The 15,502-nt window shown below is 69.0% G+C and carries 13 protein-coding genes; 5 read left to right on the top strand and 8 right to left on the bottom strand.

Annotated elements, in window-relative coordinates:
- Nucleotides 1-140: 140 nt before the first annotated feature.
- From AC1DBL_RS05895 to AC1DBL_RS05880, 4 genes are all read right to left on the bottom strand, one after another.
- Nucleotides 141-395: a DUF6167 family protein gene (locus tag AC1DBL_RS05895; RefSeq protein ID WP_441417704.1), complete on the bottom strand. Its 255-nt coding sequence runs from the start codon at nucleotides 393-395 to the stop codon at nucleotides 141-143.
- A gap of 29 nt (nucleotides 396-424) precedes the next feature.
- On the bottom strand, nucleotides 425-799 hold the full coding sequence (locus tag AC1DBL_RS05890) for a DUF948 domain-containing protein (protein ID WP_175321020.1): 375 nt from the start codon (nucleotides 797-799) through the stop codon (nucleotides 425-427).
- A 147-nt stretch (nucleotides 800-946) separates the two neighbouring features.
- Nucleotides 947-1,573 carry a 30S ribosomal protein S4 gene (gene rpsD, locus AC1DBL_RS05885; RefSeq protein ID WP_091251848.1) on the bottom strand — a complete coding sequence of 209 codons (627 nt, stop codon included), beginning with the start codon at nucleotides 1,571-1,573 and terminating at the stop codon, nucleotides 947-949.
- Nucleotides 1,574-1,754: 181 nt separating this feature from the next.
- On the bottom strand, nucleotides 1,755-3,068 hold the full coding sequence (locus AC1DBL_RS05880; RefSeq protein ID WP_441417879.1) for a replication-associated recombination protein A: 1,314 nt from the start codon (nucleotides 3,066-3,068) through the stop codon (nucleotides 1,755-1,757).
- A gap of 212 nt (nucleotides 3,069-3,280) precedes the next feature.
- On the opposite strand from AC1DBL_RS05880, the gene AC1DBL_RS05875 reads away from it, so the two are divergent.
- A complete protein-coding gene (locus tag AC1DBL_RS05875) occupies nucleotides 3,281-3,928 on the top strand; it encodes an acVLRF1 family peptidyl-tRNA hydrolase (RefSeq protein ID WP_476925668.1) in 648 nt (215 codons plus the stop codon).
- A gap of 106 nt (nucleotides 3,929-4,034) precedes the next feature.
- Here the strand turns inward: AC1DBL_RS05875 and AC1DBL_RS05870 are convergent, their stop codons facing one another.
- Both AC1DBL_RS05870 and aspS read right to left on the bottom strand, forming a co-directional pair.
- Nucleotides 4,035-4,823 carry a GNAT family N-acetyltransferase gene (locus AC1DBL_RS05870; protein WP_476925667.1) on the bottom strand — a complete coding sequence of 263 codons (789 nt, stop codon included), beginning with the start codon at nucleotides 4,821-4,823 and terminating at the stop codon, nucleotides 4,035-4,037.
- Between the two features lie 91 nt (nucleotides 4,824-4,914).
- The gene (gene aspS / locus AC1DBL_RS05865) at nucleotides 4,915-6,696 is read right to left on the bottom strand and encodes an aspartate--tRNA ligase (RefSeq protein ID WP_476908784.1); all 1,782 of its coding nucleotides are present in this window, start codon (nucleotides 6,694-6,696) and stop codon (nucleotides 4,915-4,917) included.
- Between the two features lie 96 nt (nucleotides 6,697-6,792).
- On the opposite strand from aspS, the gene AC1DBL_RS05860 reads away from it, so the two are divergent.
- Complete coding sequence (locus tag AC1DBL_RS05860; protein WP_476925666.1) at nucleotides 6,793-8,103, top strand: APC family permease; 1,311 nt, start codon at nucleotides 6,793-6,795, stop codon at nucleotides 8,101-8,103.
- Nucleotides 8,104-8,126: 23 nt separating this feature from the next.
- Here AC1DBL_RS05860 and hisS read toward each other — a convergent pair whose 3' ends face one another.
- The gene (gene hisS / locus AC1DBL_RS05855; protein ID WP_476925665.1) at nucleotides 8,127-9,491 is read right to left on the bottom strand and encodes a histidine--tRNA ligase; all 1,365 of its coding nucleotides are present in this window, start codon (nucleotides 9,489-9,491) and stop codon (nucleotides 8,127-8,129) included.
- A gap of 236 nt (nucleotides 9,492-9,727) precedes the next feature.
- Here hisS and AC1DBL_RS05850 point away from each other — a divergent pair, with 236 nt between their 5' ends.
- The 3 genes from AC1DBL_RS05850 (at nucleotide 9,728) to AC1DBL_RS05840 (ending at nucleotide 13,026) form a co-directional block, all read left to right on the top strand.
- A complete protein-coding gene (locus AC1DBL_RS05850) occupies nucleotides 9,728-10,534 on the top strand; it encodes a peptidylprolyl isomerase (protein ID WP_476925664.1) in 807 nt (268 codons plus the stop codon).
- A 61-nt stretch (nucleotides 10,535-10,595) separates the two neighbouring features.
- Entirely contained in the window at nucleotides 10,596-12,221 is a 1,626-nt protein-coding gene (locus AC1DBL_RS05845; protein WP_476925663.1) for a DUF349 domain-containing protein, read from the top strand.
- A 91-nt stretch (nucleotides 12,222-12,312) separates the two neighbouring features.
- Nucleotides 12,313-13,026, top strand: coding sequence for a hypothetical protein (locus AC1DBL_RS05840; protein ID WP_476925662.1), 714 nt, complete (start codon nucleotides 12,313-12,315; stop codon nucleotides 13,024-13,026).
- A 13-nt stretch (nucleotides 13,027-13,039) separates the two neighbouring features.
- Here the strand turns inward: AC1DBL_RS05840 and AC1DBL_RS05835 are convergent, their stop codons facing one another.
- Nucleotides 13,040-15,433, bottom strand: a complete 2,394-nt coding sequence (locus AC1DBL_RS05835; protein WP_441417695.1) for a RelA/SpoT family protein — start codon at nucleotides 15,431-15,433, stop codon at nucleotides 13,040-13,042.
- Between the last annotated feature and the right edge of the window lie 69 nt (nucleotides 15,434-15,502).

Here is a 15,502-nt window from a genome sequence, read left to right as displayed (position 1 = left end):
GCCACCGGTTTCTGCCAGCGGTGTGTGCCAGCATGTGGGCGCGGTGCGCCGTGCTGCCAGCCTTCGGAAAATTCTTTGATGCGCCGGCCTGGTTCCGGCAGGCGCCCCGCGGGGCGCCGTTGTTTCCCATTCTCCCCCGGCTAGCGCCGGAGCGCATCCCGGCCGGTGACGGCGCCGTCTGCGCTGGCGTCCACCCCGAGGGCGGTGCGGAGTTCGGTTTCCCGCTCGAGCATCCCGACGCGGACGGCGTCGGCGAAGTCGTACACGCCGTCGGCGAGCCGGCCGACGGCACGGTTCAGGCCTTCGGGGCCAAGGGTCGACTGCGCCTCGGTGAGCTTGCGGAAAGCGATGACACCGATCGCGACGCCGATGCCCATCCAGATGATTCTGTTCATGTCAGATCCTGTCAGCGTGATCGGTTTGGTCAGCGGCTACGGCGGCCGGTGGCGGGCTTCTTGCGGGCTGAGAAGGCGGACCGCACACCGTAGCTGAAGGCGGCAACCTTGATCAGCGGCGAGCCGACGGTCGCGGCGACCAGCGAGGACAGCGCCGAGATGTTGGCGGAGGCGTCTGAGACGTTGGAGGCGATCCCGTCGACCTTCTTCAGCTGCTGGTTGGTGGTGGAGACGGTGGCGGTGACCTCATCCATGAGCGGGGTGGCGCCGTCGCTGATCGAGCGGATGGTGCTGCGGACCTCGTCGAACACACCACCGAGCTTGAGGATCGGTACGGCGAGCAGCAGGACCAGCAGTGCAAACACTCCGGCCGCGATCAGGCCGGCAATATCGCCACCAGACATAGACGTTCATCTCCTTGAAACTACGTGGATTCCTGCGTGGTCCTCCACTGGCCGGGCATGGCAAGCGGAGAACTCCCCCAAGTACCTTACATACAAAGAAGCCCGCGGCGCTTGCCACGGGCTTCTTTGTAAGGTGTCGCGTTGGATCTAGCGTGCGTAGAATTCCACGACGAGCTGCTCTTCGCAGGTCACGGGGATCTCGGAGCGCTTCGGGCGACGGACCAGGCGTGCCTGCAGGGCGTCAAGCTTGACGTCCAGGTAGGCCGGAACCATCGGCAGCACGTCGCGGTGCGCGCCGGCTGCTGCCACCTGGAACGGAGGCATGGTCTCGCTGCGGCTGTGGACGTGGACCAGCTGGCCCTCACCGACGCGGAAAGACGGGCGGTCAACGCGGATGCCGTCAACCAGGATGTGGCGGTGCACAACCAGCTGGCGGGCCTGGGCGATGGTGCGGGCGAAGCCGGCACGCAGCACGAGGGCGTCGAGACGCATTTCGAGCAGTTCGATCAGGTTTTCACCGGTCAGGCCCTTGGTGCGGCGTGCTTCTTCGAAGGCACGGGTCATCTGGGCTTCGCGGATGCCGTACTGGGCGCGCAGGCGCTGCTTTTCGCGCAGACGTACGGCGTAGTCGGAGTCCTGCTTCTTGCGGGCACGGCCATGCTCACCGGGGCCGTACGGGCGGCGCTCCATGTACTTGGCGGCCTTGGGGGTCAGAGCGATGCCGAGTGCACGCGAGAGGCGTGCGGTACGGCGAGCACGAGTGTTGTTAGCCACTTGTGTCCTTCCAATATCTGCGGTGTGTCAGTGTTACTGGCCTCCACGATGGAGAGCATCGGCCAACCGCTGCCTTTTGCTACTGGGCACAGGGCGAACCCATCAAATCAGCAGGAACTGCCGAGAACTGGTGGATTGTGCGTCCGTGCCTTGCCAGACAACGATCAATCCTACCAGAGGTTCACTTGCCCCGGATGATCTTCCGCAGCCGTTCCAGCCGGGTGGAGATGTCGCGTTCGGCGCCGTTGCCGGTGGGTTCGTAGTAGTTCCGGCCAACGAGGTCGTCCGGCGGGTACTGCTGGGTGGCCACCGCATGCGGCGCGTCGTGCGCGTACTTGTAGCCCTTGCCGTGCCCCAGCTGCTTGGATCCGGGATAGTGGGCGTCGCGCAGGTGCGCCGGGATGCCGTTGCCGAGGCCGGCACGGACGTCGGCGATCGCCTGGTTGATGCCCATGTACGCGGCGTTGGATTTCGGTGCGGTGGCAAGGTGGACCACGGCCTCGGCCAGGATGATGCGCCCCTCGGGCATGCCGATCAGCTGCACCGCCTGGGCCGCCGCCACCGCGGTCTGCAGCGCGGTGGGGTCGGCCATGCCGACGTCCTCGGCCGCGGAGATGACGATCCGGCGGGCCACGAAGCGGGGATCCTCCCCTGCCTCAAGCATCCGGGCCAGGTAGTGCAGCGCTGCGTCGACGTCGGATCCGCGGATGGACTTGATGAACGCGCTGGCGACGTCGTAGTGCTGGTCGCCGGCGCGGTCGTAGCGCACCGATGCGACGTCGAGGGCACGTTCGGTGTGCTTGAGCTCGATCCTGACGGGTGCATCTCCGCCCGCCCCGGCGATCCCGTCAGTGTCGTCCGCGTCCCCGAAGGCGACGCCGGCGGCGGCCTCCAGCGCCGTGAGCGCCCGGCGCGCGTCCCCGCCGGAGAGCCGGACCAGGTGCGCGAGTGCTTCCTCGTCCAGTTCCACCTTGCCGTTCAGGCCCCGCGCGTCCGTGGCGGCCCGGCGCAGGAGTCCTTCGACGTCGGCGTCGGTCAGCGGTTTAAGCGTCAGCAGCAGCGAGCGGGACAGCAGCGGCGACACCACGGAGAACGAGGGATTTTCCGTGGTGGCCGCGACCAGGACCACCCAGCGGTTTTCGACGCCGGGCAGCAGCGCATCCTGCTGGGCCTTGTTGAAGCGGTGGATCTCGTCGAGGAAGAGCACGGTGGTGGTCTTGTACAGGTCCCGCGCGGTGAGGGCCTCATCCATGACCCGGCGGACGTCCTTCACGCCGGCGGTGATGGCGGAGAGCTCGACGAACTTCCGGCCCGGGCCCTTGGCAATGACGTGTGCCAGCGTGGTCTTGCCGGTGCCGGGCGGGCCCCAGAGGATCAGCGAGCTCGGTCCGGCCGGTCCGGTGGCGTCGCTGCCGGCCGCCAGCTGGCGCAGCGGCGATCCCTGGCCCAGGAGGTGTTGCTGGCCCACAACGTCGTCGAGGCTGCGCGGCCGCATCCGGACGGCCAGCGGGCTGCGCGGAGTGGAGCGGGCTGTTGTGCCGCTCGGGGAGCTGGCACCTCCGGACTCTTCGGCGTCGACGTCGTTGGTCGCCGACGCGTTGTCCTGCCCTGAGCCAAAGAGATCATCCACATAGATAGGCTACTTCTAGTTCCTGCCCGCCCCGACACGGCGGCCGCCCCTGCACCCTCACAACGGAGATCCGCGCCATGGCCAGCCCCGACACCCGTGTGGCGTTCGTCTCCGGCGGAAGGCTGCCCGGCTGGGTGGAGCGGTTCCGCGCCAGCCACGGGGAGTTGCGGGAGGAGCACGACGATGCCGGCCTGCGGCTGCTCGCGGCCGACGGCGCCACCGCCCTGCTGCTCCCGCCCTGGCCCGACGGCGGACGGCCCGGCCGCGGGAACGATCCCGTGGCCCGGCTGGCGTCGCTGGCCTCGCAGCCTCGCCGGCTCGGCCTGGTGCTGGTGCGGCGCGGCGGCTACTCGGTGGCGGTGGTGTCCGAGGGCCGGGTGCTCGCCGCCAAAACCGGGACCCGGCATGTGCAGTCCCGCACCGCGGCCGGCGGATGGTCCCAGCAGCGCTTCGCCCGGCGCCGCGCCAACCAGGCCGACGCCCTGGTGGAGGCCGTGGCCGAGCATGCCGCCCGGATTTTCGCGGACCACAGCGTCGAATACCTCGCCCCGGGCGGGGACCGCACCCTGGCCGAGCAGGTACTCACCGAACCCGTGCTCAAGCGCTATGCGGCGCTGGTCCGGCTGCCGTTCCTGGACGTCCCGGACCCGCGGGCGGCCGTGCTGAAGAAGGCCGCGGCCGACGCGTGTGCGGTGCGGATCATGGTCACAGACCCGCCGGCGTAGGGCGCAGGCTCTCCCGACCCGGCCATTTCGACGGTTCCGTGCCCGTTCGACGCTGCGAAACACCTTGTGCGCAGGGAACCGTCGAAACGGCCCAAGGGATCCGCGGTCAGCAGCCGGTCAGGTGTCGCTTGGGGCGCTCCTGCCGGTACAGATACCGGCCGGACTCCTCGAAGCCGGCGCGGGCGTAGAGTTCCTGGGCCCCGGTGTTGGCCGCCGTGACGAGCAGCCAGTAGCCGGCAAGGTCCCGGCGCGTTCCCTCACCCAGCAAGGCGTGCAGCACCCTGGCGGCGTAACCCCGCCGGCGCGCGTCGGGACGGGTCGCCATGCAGTAGAGACCACCCCACCCGGGGCTGCCAGGTTCCGCGACGGGCAGGGCAAGGCGTCCGACGGCGGCGGGGGCGCCATCGGCGTCCCGCACGAGGGCGTAGAGCGAGGGACAACCGGTCAGGATGCCGCGGGCCACGTCCAGGGCCGTCTCGTCGCCGCGGCCGTCGACGCTCCACCACAGCTGCAGCCACTCGCCGGAGGGTTCCGTGGAGAGCTCGACGCCGCGGGCCGAACCCGGAGCCGGCCTACCTCCGGCCCGGACCAGGACGAGAGTTTCCGACTGGCGGGTGAAACCTTCGGTATCGAGGAGGGCGTTGAGCGGCGCGGAGCGCGGGTCGTCGAAGACCTGGAAGATCAGCGGCTGGCGGCGGGCCCGGTACCAGAGCCGGGCGTCCCGGAGCGCGGCGAGCTGCGCGTTCGGGTCAGCTCCCGGCTGGCGGGGCCACACCGAGTTGGCCCGCTGCGTCACGCCCGAGGCAGCCCGAAGCTCCCAGCCGCCGCACTCTTCTCGGTCGGCGGCTGGCCACGCGGCGTCCATCAGGGCCTCAAGGCCGGGCACTGCTTCCATGTTCGTGACCTCCGCAAAAGAAATGACCGCCGGTTTGAACGGCAAAGGCCCCCCGGTTGCCCGGGGAGCCTCTGCTGCTGATCGGGTCAGGCTACTTTGAGCCCTCGTCCTTCTTGGCTTCCGGCTTGAAGTCGACGCCGGCCTCCTTGCGCTGCTGCGCCGTGATGGGCGCGGGCGCCTGGGTCAGCGGGTCGTAGCCGCCGCCGGACTTCGGGAAGGCAATGACGTCGCGGATGGAGTCCACGCCGGCGAGCAGCGAGACCACGCGGTCCCAGCCGAACGCGATGCCGCCGTGCGGGGGCGCGCCGAACTTGAAGCCCTCAAGCAGGAAGCCGAACTTCTCCTGGGCGTCCTCGTGCGAGAGGCCCATGACCTTAAAGACCCGCTCCTGGATGTCGCCCTGGTGGATACGGATGGAGCCGCCGCCGATTTCGTTGCCGTTGCAGACAATGTCGTAGGCGTAGGCCAGCGCGGTTTCCGGGTCCGTGTCGAAGCTGTCCATGAATTCCGGTTTGGGCGAGGTGAATGCGTGGTGCACGGCCGTCCACTTGCCGCCGCCGACGGCGACGTCGCCGGACGCGACGGCCGCTGCCGCCGGTTCGAACATCGGCGCGTCGACCACCCAGCAGAACGCCCAGTCGCTCGGGTTGATCAGGCCGGTGCGGTGGCCGATCTCGACCCGGGCGGCGCCGAGCAGCGCACGGGACGGGGTCTTCTCACCGGCGGCGAAGAAGATGCAGTCGCCGGGCTTGGCGCCGACGGCGTCGGCGAGGCCGGCGCGTTCGGCCTCGGTCAGGTTCTTGGCCACCGGACCGGCAAGCTCGCCGTCTTCCTTGAAGAGCACGTAGGCGAGGCCCTTGGCGCCGCGCTGCTTGGCCCATTCCTGCCAGGCATCCAGGGCCCGGCGGGCCTGCGAGGCGCCGCCCGGCATCACGACGGCACCAACATAGGGCGCCTTGAAGACGCCGAAGTTCGTGTCCTTGAAGAACTCGGTGAGCTCGGTCAGCTCCAGGCCGAAGCGCAGGTCCGGCTTGTCCGAGCCGTAGCGGGCCATCGCATCGTTGTAGGTGATGCGCTGGATCGGGGTGGGGATCTCGACGTCGATCAGCTTCCACAGCGCCTTCACGATGCTCTCGCCGAGGCCGATGATGTCATCCTGCTCCACGAAGCTGGCTTCGATGTCGAGCTGGGTGAACTCCGGCTGGCGGTCGGCGCGGAAGTCCTCGTCGCGGTAGCAGCGGGCGATCTGGTAGTACTTCTCGAAGCCGCCGACCTGCAAGAGCTGCTTGAAGAGCTGCGGCGACTGCGGCAGCGCATACCAGGAACCCGGTGCGAGGCGGGCGGGGACGACGAAGTCGCGGGCGCCTTCCGGCGTCGAGCGGGTCAGCGTGGGCGTCTCGATCTCGACGTAGCCGTCCTGGTGCAGCAGTTCGCGGGCCACCCGGTTGGCTTCGGAGCGCAGGCGAAGGTTGCGGGCCGGGCCCGGGCGGCGCAGGTCCAGGTAGCGGTGCTTGAGGCGGGCTTCCTCGCCCACCTCAACGTGCTCGTCGATCTGGAACGGCAGCGGGTCGGAGGTGTTGAGGATGGTGACCTTCTCGGCCATGACCTCGATCTCGCCGGTGGCCAGCGCCGGGTTCTCGTTGCCCTCGGGACGCTTGGCGACGGTGCCGATTACCTGCAGCACGAACTCGTTGCGGAGGCCGTGGAAGACCTCTTCTTCGCGGACGACCACCTGGGCGACGCCCGAAGCGTCGCGCAGGTCCACGAATGCGACACCACCGTGGTCACGACGCCGGCCGACCCAGCCGGCGAGGGTTACGGTTTGTCCAATGTGCTCGGAGCGAAGGGATCCGAGGTCGTGTGTGCGCAGCACAGCTCGCCTTTCAGAAGGAAAACAGGGTGGTGTTAAATGGGACCGCTACGGGAACGATCCCGTTCGAGTTTACCCGTTGGAAAGGCCCCACCCGCCATGGCTAGCCATCCGCCCGTGCCGGGGCAGCTGAAGCGCCGACTCGGCGTCGTCGATTCCACCGCGATCGGTCTCGGCTCAATGCTGGGCGCCGGCGTGTTCGTGGTCTTCTCCCCCGCCGCAGCCCTCGCCGGGCCGCTGCTCACCGTCGCAGTGGCCCTGGCCGGCCTGGTGGCCTACTGCAACGCGGTGGCGTCGGCACAGCTGGCCGCCAGATATCCGTCCAGCGGCGGCACCTACGTGTACGGCCGCCGGCAGCTGGGCGAATGGCCCGGCTTCATCGCCGGGTGGGGTTTCGTGACCGGCAAGACGGCTTCCTGCGCGGCCATGGCTCTAACTTTCGGGCATTACTTGGCGCCCGGCTTCGCTACGCCGGTGGCGGTTGCCGCCGTCGTCGTGCTGACCGGCGTAAACCTGCTGGGCATCACCCGTACGGCGCTGCTGACCAAGATCCTGCTCGCCGTCGTGCTGGCCACGCTCGCGTTCGTTTCCGTGGCCTCGGTTATCGGCCCGCACCCGGAAGGCGCCGGCGCGGCACTGGGCGGACCGTTCGGGGCAATACCACTCCAGGCGCTACAGCCCGGTGCCACCGGCGGGGCGTGGGGCGTGTTGCCTGCGGCGGGGCTGATGTTCTTCGCCTTCGCCGGGTACGCACGGATCGCCACCCTGGGCGAAGAGGTCAAGGATCCAGCCACCACCATCCCGCGGGCCATCCTCGCCACCCTCGCCGCGGCCTTCCTGATCTACCTCGGACTCGCGGCCCTGCTGCAGTGGCACCTGCCGGCGGACCAACTGGCCGGCTCATCCGCCCCGCTGCTCGACGCCGTGACCAACTCGTCGCTGCGCGCCGGCGCCCCCTTCGTACAGGCCGGGGCCGCCGCCGCGTGCCTCGGCGCCCTGCTGGCGCTGATCACCGGCGTGGGCCGGACCACCATGGCGATGGCGCGGGAACGGGACCTGCCCGCCCCGCTGGCCCGGGTCGGCGGGGCGCACACTGTTCCGGTCGTGGCCGAGCTGACCGTCGCCGCGGCCGTGATCGTGCTGTTGCTGACCACGAACGTGCTGACGGTGGTGGGCTTCTCCAGTTTCGGTGTGCTGATCTACTACGCCGTGACGAATGCCGCCGCGTTCACCCTCACGGGCCCCCGCCGCCTCGCCCCGCGCTGGCTCAATGCCCTCGGATTCGCCGGCTGCCTGGTCCTGGCCGTGACACTGCCGCCCGCCTCGGTGCTGGGCATGGCGGCGGTGCTGGCTGTGGGCGTCGCCGGACGGTTCCTGGTGCTGGCGCACCGAAGGCGCAGCGGACGCTGAAACGGTGCGCGCCGCGGAAGGGCTTAGGCCCTGGTCACGCGGACGTGCAGGTCCTCCTCGGCCGGCGCCCAGCTGGCCGGATCGGCGTCGCCCTGCTCGCCGGTACGGATGTCCTTGACCTGGTGCTTGCCGTCGTCGTCGGTGAACCAGACGAACGGGATGCCGCGGCGGTCCGCGAACTTGATTTGCTTGCCGAACTTCTCTGCCTTTGCCGCGACCTCCGTGGCGATCCCGCGGGCGCGCAGCTGCGCCGCGACGTCCTGCGCCGCGCCCCAGCTCTCGTCGTTGGTCAGCGCCACCAGAACGGCGGTGGGCACGGCCCGGGACGCCTTGGCCAGCTCCTGGCTGAGCATGCGCGACACCAGCCGGGTCACGCCGATCGACAGTCCGACGCCGGGGAACTTCCGGTTGCCCTTGCTCGCCAGCGCGTCGTACCGGCCGCCGGAGCAGATCGAACCGAGCTGCTCGTGGCCCACCAGGACGGTTTCCACCACGGTGCCGGTGTAGTAGTCCAGGCCGCGGGCGATGCTGAGGTCCGCGACCACCTTGCCCGGCGCGCGCTGGACGGCGGCGGCTATGACCTGCTCCAGCTCGTTGAGGCCTTCCTCGAGCAGCTCGTTGCTCACGCCGAGCGCCCGGACCTGCTGCACGAACGAGGTGTCCCCGGTGCGGATCCCGGCCAGCTTGAGCGCTGCCTGCGCCTGCTCCTCGGTGGCGCCGAGCTCGGTCTGGAGCAGCTCAGCGACCTTGGCCGCGCCGATCTTCTCGAGCTTGTCGATGCTGCGCAGGACCCCTGCCGTGTCGGTCAGGCCGATGCCATTGTAGAAGCCCTCGGCCAGTTTGCGGTTGTTGACCCGGAGCAGGAAGTCCGGGATCGGCAGGGCACCCAGCGCCTCAGCGATCACGAGCGCGATTTCGACGTCGTAGCGGAACGGCAGCTCGCCGTCGCCGACGATGTCGATGTCCGCCTGGGTGAACTCGCGGGCGCGGCCCTCCTGCGGACGCTCACCGCGCCAGACTTTCTGGATCTGGTAGCGCCGGAACGGGAACGCCAGGTAACCGGCGTTCTCCACCACGTAGCGCGCGAACGGCACGGTGAGGTCGTAGTGCAGGGCCAGGGCGTGCGGATCGGCCTTGTGGGACGCGGCTGGGTCGCTCGCAGCGCCGCCGGCCCCCTCGTCGTCCTGCAGCCGGCTGAGGCCATAGACCTCTTTGTCGATTTCGCCCTTGCGGAGCAGCTGTCCCACCGTCTCCACGGCGCGCGTCTCAATGGAGGAGAAGCCGTGCAGCTCAAAGGTCCGCCGCAGGGTGTCCAGCACATGCAGTTCCACCAGCCGCTCCTCGGGAAGCCACTCGGGGAATCCGGACAGGGAGGCGGTGCGTGCCATGGTGGAATTTTCTCCTCTGATAACGACGGCGGCTGCAACGGCCGCGGCGTCGCGCGCTGACCGGCCAGTCGTGCATAAACTGTGTGCGGCAGTCAGTTTATGCTTTCGGCGCGCGCATCTCTAATGCGCGGCTCTGAAACGGTTGCCGCCGGCAGTACTGCCGGAAGCTTGCGTGTTGCACCCGGATCGGCGCCGACGGCGCGGCCCGGGGTGCGGCCCTACAACCAGGAGGACTTTTGGCGGCCAGTTCACGGAGCGCCCGCGAAGCCAAGCGGCGCGTCCAGCAGATGGAGGCGAAGCGCGAGCTGCGCCGGGAGCAGGACAAACGCCGGAAACGCGACAATGTCCTCGCGACCGCCGGCGGCGCCGCCGCCCTCGTCCTCGCCGTCGTGCTGCAGCTGACGGTGTTTTCCAGCAATCCCAGCGAGGACGAGTTCAAGGCCGCGGAAGCCGGGCTGCAGAGCCCGTCGGCCTCCGCCACCCCGTCCCCCGCCGCGAGCAACGGCGCGAACATTCCGAAGCCGGAGACCGCGTCCGGCAAGACCTTCACCGGCACCCTGGCCCTCAACCGCGGCAGCCTGGGGATCACGTTGGACGGCAGCAAGGCTCCGCAGGCGGCCGCCGTGTTCAAGTCCCTCGCGGACAAAAACTTCTACAAGGGCCTCAGCTGCCACCGGCTTACCACCGCCGCGTCCTTCGGCGTGCTGCAGTGCGGTTCCAAGTCCGGGGACGGAAGCGGCGACCCCGCGTACACCTGGGGTCCGCTGGAAAACACCCCTGCCGACAACAAGTACCCGGCCGGCACGATCGCCGTGGCACGGACCGGCGGCAACGCGTACGGCAATGGAACCCAGTTCTTCATCGTTTACAAGGACACCGTGATCCCCGCCGACGCCGCCGGCGGTTACACGGTGGTCGGCAAGGTCACGTCCGGGCTGGACGTGGTCAAGAAGATTGCGGCTGCCGGCGTCAAACCCGGCGCCAGCGCCACGGACGGCGCACCTGTGGAACCAGTCACGATAGACTCGTTCTCTCTGAAGTAACCAGCCGGGGCCCTCGCGGCCGCGGTGCCGGTATTTCCCTCCAAGCGAAAGACTTCTAGCGGTGACAGACAGTCAGAAATCCGACGAAACAGTGGCAGCAGCTGCCAACGAGACCGAAGCCGAGGTTACGGTGACCGAGACGGCCAACGAGCCCGGCGGCGCCAACCCGGCCACGCCGGAAGTACAGGAGACGGGAGCCCCGGAGCCCGCGGCAACGGAGGCCGACGCCGCATCCGCAGAGGCGGACGTGCAGCCCGAGGCCGAGGAAGCAGTCCAGCCCGAGGCCGCACCCGCCGCAGAATCCGCAGCGGATTCCCGCCCGGCCCCGGCTCCCGCGCCCCGTCCGGCCCCGTCACCCGCCGCCTTTGCCGCACGCCCGAAGGCAACGCCATCGCTGGCCGCGCCCGCAGCCACCCCCTCCTCGAGTGCCACATCGCTTGCCGAGGCAGCACGCTGGGGCCGCGTCGAGGGCGACGGCCACGTGTTCCTGACCATCGATGGCGAGGAACACCCGGTCGGCCAGTACCCCGGCGTCAGCGATGATGAGGCCCTCGGCTACTTCGCCCGCAAGTACGACGACGTCGTGGCCCAGATCGTCCTGCTCGAGCAGCGGGTTGCCTCCAAGGCTCCCGCGACTGACATGCAGAAGACAGTCACGCACCTGCGCGAGCTGCTGGCCGAGCGCAACATGGTGGGCGACCTCCGTGCCGCGGAGGGTCGCCTGGACACGCTGTCGGGCCAGATCACCGAACTCGAAAAGGCCGGGAAGGCGGAGCACGACGCCGTCCGCGCCGCCGAGCTCGCAGCCCGCGAAGCGATCGTGGCCGAGGCCGAGGAAATCGCCGGGCACGATCCCGCGCAGATCCAGTGGAAGACCTCCAGCGCCCGGATGAACGAACTCTTCGAGAGCTGGAAGACCGCCCAGAAGAGCGGCGTCCGGCTTGGCCGCAGCAACGAGGACGCGCTGTGGAAGCGGTTCCGCGCCGCCCGCACCGTCTTCGACCGCCACCGCCGCGCGTACTTCTCGCAGCTGGACAGCAACAACTCCGCGGCCAAGGCGGCCAAGGAGAAGCTGATCACCGAGGCCGAAGCGCTGTCCTCCTCGACCGACTGGGGCTTCGCTGCCGGCGAATACCGCCGCCTGATGGATCAGTGGAAGGCCTCGCCGCGCGCCAGCCGCAAGGACGACGACGCCCTGTGGGCACGTTTCCGCGCGGCGCAGGACGTCTTCTTCACCAATCGCCAGGCCGCCAACGAGGAGATCGACCAGGAGTACGGGGCGAACCTCAAGGTGAAGGAAGCCCTGCTGGTGGAGGCCAACGAACTCCTCCCGATCAAGGACCTCGCCGCGGCCAAGAAGGCGCTGCAGTCCATCCGTGACCGCTGGGAGGAAGCCGGCAAGGTTCCCCGCGCGGACATGGGCCGGATCGAAGCCGGCCTGCGGAAGGTGGAGGACGCCGTCCGCCACGCCGAGGACGAGAACTGGAAGCGGTCGAATCCGGAAACGAAGGCCCGCACCAACAGCGCCCTCTCCCAGCTGGAGTCTGCCATCGCGGGGCTGAAGGACGATCTGGCCAAGGCCGAGAAAGCCGGCGACGAGCGCAAGATCAAGGCAGCCCAGGAAGCCCTGGAGGCCCGCCAGGCCTGGCTGGAGCAGCTCGAGCGGTCAGCCAGCGAACTCTCCTAGGAACAGCTAGCAGCGACAGGCCCCTCCCGGTTATCCACATGACCGGGACGGGGCCTGTTTCGCGTCCGGGGCCACGCGGCACGATGGCTGAATGACCCTGCGCCCCGGCTACCCCGCCGCCAGTTCCCCGGGTGCCGGCCCCGCGGCTGGCGGCCCCGCGGCTGGCGGCCCCGCGGCTGGCGGCCAGCCGGCGTCCGGTCCGGGCCAGCCCGGCGGTGCGCCGTCGGTGCTCTACTCCCCCGGGACGCTGTTCTCATGGGCGGAGCTGCAGGCCATGGCGTCCGACGGCGTGCTGACGCAACTCTCCCAGCGCGGCTACCTCCCGCCCGGCGCCGCGTCCACCCCGCAGCTGCGCGCCCGGGCGGCGGCCTGCACTATTCCGCCGCCAATCCGGCAGCGCGTGGTCGCGGGACGGATGACGGCGGCGTGGATCTACGGCTGCGCCGGGGAACCGGACCGGACGGCCCTGCTCGTGGACGCCAACCGGCGCGTTTCGAGCCTCCGGGCCACCCGCGGCTGCACCTTCCATGAGGTGCGGCTGGGGCCGTTCGACGTCGTCAGCCTCGGCGGGCTCATGGTCTCCAGTCCGCTGCGGACGGCAGTGGACATCGCCCTGCATGTGGACGCAGAGCGGGCAGTGCCCGCCCTCGGAGCCTTTCTGGCCGCGACGGAGCTGAACGTGCGGCTGCGGTTGCTCATCCGCGCGGTGGAGGCCACGCCCCGGCTGCCGTACCGGAGGTCGGCCCTGGCGAAACTCGCGGCCTTGCTGCCGGAGCAGGACCGCGGCACTGTCCCGGATTGTTAGCCGGTCCGGGATGCTAGCTGCGGCGGCGGTTGCCCGTGGTGCGATAGACGTCGAAGACACCGTCGATGCGCCGGACGGCACTGAGCACGTGGCTCAGGTACTTTGGATCGCCCATCTCGAACGCGAACTTGGAGATCGCCACCCGGTCGGTGGAAGTGTGCACGCTAGCGGCCAGGATGTTGACGTGGTTCTCCGAGAGGATCCGGGTGACGTCGGAGAGCAGGGACTTGCGGTCCAGGGCCTCCACCTGGATTTCCACCAGGAAGACGCTGGACTGGGTCGGCGCCCACTCCACCTCGACGATCCGGTCCGGCTGGTCCATCAGGCCGGACACGTTGGTGCAGTCGGTCCGGTGCACGGAGACGCCGGAACCGCGTGTGACGAAGCCCAGGATCGGGTCCGGCGGCACCGGGGTGCAGCAGCGTGCCAATTTCACCCAGACGTCATCGACGCCGCGGACCACGACGCCGGAGTCCGAGTACCGCGTCTTGGTGACCTGCGTGGGGATCGAGATCTCGGTGAGGTCGTCCTCGGGAGTTTCGTTCCCTCCGAGGCTCTCGACGAGCCGCTCCATCACGGACTGGGCCGAGGTGTGGCCGTCGCCCACGCCCGCGTAGAGCCCGGAGATGTCCGCGTACTTGAAGTCCTCGGCAATCGCGGCGAGGGCGTCGTGGGTCATCAGGCGCTGCAGCGGAAGGTTCTGCTTGCGCATTGCCTTGGTGAGCAGTTCCTTGCCGCGGTCGATCGCCTCTTCGCGGCGTTCCTTGCTGAACCACTGCCGGATCTTGTTCCGCGCACGGGCACTCTTGACGAAGTGCTGCCAGTCCTGGCTGGGGCCGGCGCCTTCGGCCTTGGAGGTGAAGATCTCCACCCAGTCGCCGTGGTTGAGTTCGCTGTTGAGCGGCACGAGTTTGCCGTTGACGCGCGCGCCGATGGTCCGGTGCCCGACTTCAGTGTGGACCGCGTACGCAAAGTCCACCGGCGTCGAACCGGCCGGGAGGGCCATGACCTCGCCCTTGGGCGTGAACACGAACACTTCGCGGGCGTTGATCTCGAAGCGCAGCGAATCGAGGAACTCGCCGGGGTCGGAGGTTTCCTGCTGCCAGTCCACGAGCGACCGCAGCCAGCCCATATCCCCGTCGCGCGGGCTCCCCGGACCGGCCGCCGTGCGGTTGGGCTGGTCCTTGTACTTCCAGTGCGCGGCGACGCCGTATTCGGCGCGGCGGTGCATCTCGTGGGTCCTGATCTGGATTTCCACCGGCTTGCCGCCCGGGCCGATCACCGTGGTGTGCAGCGACTGATACATGTTGAACTTCGGCATCGCGATGTAGTCCTTGAACCGGCCCGGGAGCGGGTTCCAGCGCGAGTGCATGGCACCGAGGGCTGCATAACAGTCGCGCACCGAGTCGACGAGAACCCGGACACCCATCAGGTCGTTGATGTCGTCGAAGTCCTTATCGCGGACGATCATCTTCTGGTAGATCGAGTAATAGTGCTTGGGCCGGCCGGTGATCGTGGCCTTGATCTTGGCCGCGCGTAGATCCTCGGTGATCTGGTTGCGGATGACGGCGAGGTTCTTCTCCCGCTCTGGGGTGCGGTCCCCCACCATGCGCACGATTTCCTCGTAGACCTTGGGGTACAGCGCAGCGAAGGAGAGGTCCTCGAGTTCCCACTTGATCGTGTTCATGCCGAGCCGGTGGGCCAGCGGCGCAAAGATCTCCAGGGTTTCGCGGGCTTTGCGGGCCGAGGACTCGGCCGAGACAAAACGCCAGGTGCGGGCGTTGTGGAGCCGGTCCGCAAGCTTGATCATGAGCACGCGGATGTCCTTGGCCATGGCCACGACCATCTTGCGCACGGTCTCGGACTGGGCGGCCTCGCCGAAGCTGACCTTGTCCAGCTTGGTCACGCCGTCGACCAGCATGGCCACCTCCGGACCGAACTCACCCTTGAGATCATCCAGGGTGTACGAGGTGTCCTCGACGGTGTCGTGCAGCAGGGCGGCGGCCAGCGTCGTCCCGCTCAATCCCAGCTCGGCCAGGATCGTCGCCACGGCCACCGGGTGCGTGATGTACGGGTCGCCGCTCTTGCGCTTTTGTCCGCGGTGGCATCGTTCCGCCACGACGAAGGCGCGCTGGATCAGTTCGAAGTCGTCCTTGGGGTTGTTGGCGCGCACGGTGCGCAGCAACGGCTCCAGAATCGGCGAGTACGAGGGCGTTCCGCGGCCGGTCAGGCGCGCCAGCCGGGAGCGGGTGCGTTCGCGGCGTCCGGGGAAGGTGGGCCGGGTTCCGGAGTTGTCGACGGGCACGGCCGTGTCCGGGCGTCCGGCAGCGACCACGCCAGTCTGGGGCCCCTGGCCGGTAGCCTTATCCGCCGGGGCTGCAGGCACCGGCGTCGAACGTTCTTCCAATGAAGCACCTCTCACAACCCGTTAATTATTCAAGTCTATTCCCGCAGCAGGACACTTCGATAACCGGGA

It is taken from the genome of Arthrobacter sp. 10T44 (assembly GCF_056393885.1).
The sequence above is the reverse complement of the archived record's forward strand: the minus strand, read 5'-3'. Positions and strand labels throughout refer to the sequence as shown.

Bases quoted from the DNA above. Each gene is read 5' to 3' on its own strand.
- AC1DBL_RS05895 (WP_441417704.1), bottom strand. From the start codon at position 395: ATGAACAGAATCATCTGGATGGGCATCGGCGTCGCGATCGGTGTCATC.
- AC1DBL_RS05890 (WP_175321020.1), bottom strand. From the start codon at position 799: ATGTCTGGTGGCGATATTGCCGGCCTGATCGCGGCCGGAGTGTTTGCA.
- AC1DBL_RS05880 (WP_441417879.1), bottom strand. From the start codon at position 3,068: ATGCGGCCGCGCAGCCTCGACGACGTTGTGGGCCAGCAACACCTCCTG.
- AC1DBL_RS05875 (WP_476925668.1), top strand. From the start codon at position 3,281: ATGGCCAGCCCCGACACCCGTGTGGCGTTCGTCTCCGGCGGAAGGCTG.
- AC1DBL_RS05870 (WP_476925667.1), bottom strand. From the start codon at position 4,823: ATGGAAGCAGTGCCCGGCCTTGAGGCCCTGATGGACGCCGCGTGGCCA.
- AC1DBL_RS05860 (WP_476925666.1), top strand. From the start codon at position 6,793: ATGGCTAGCCATCCGCCCGTGCCGGGGCAGCTGAAGCGCCGACTCGGC.
- hisS (WP_476925665.1), bottom strand. From the start codon at position 9,491: ATGGCACGCACCGCCTCCCTGTCCGGATTCCCCGAGTGGCTTCCCGAG.
- AC1DBL_RS05840 (WP_476925662.1), top strand. From the start codon at position 12,313: ATGACCCTGCGCCCCGGCTACCCCGCCGCCAGTTCCCCGGGTGCCGGC.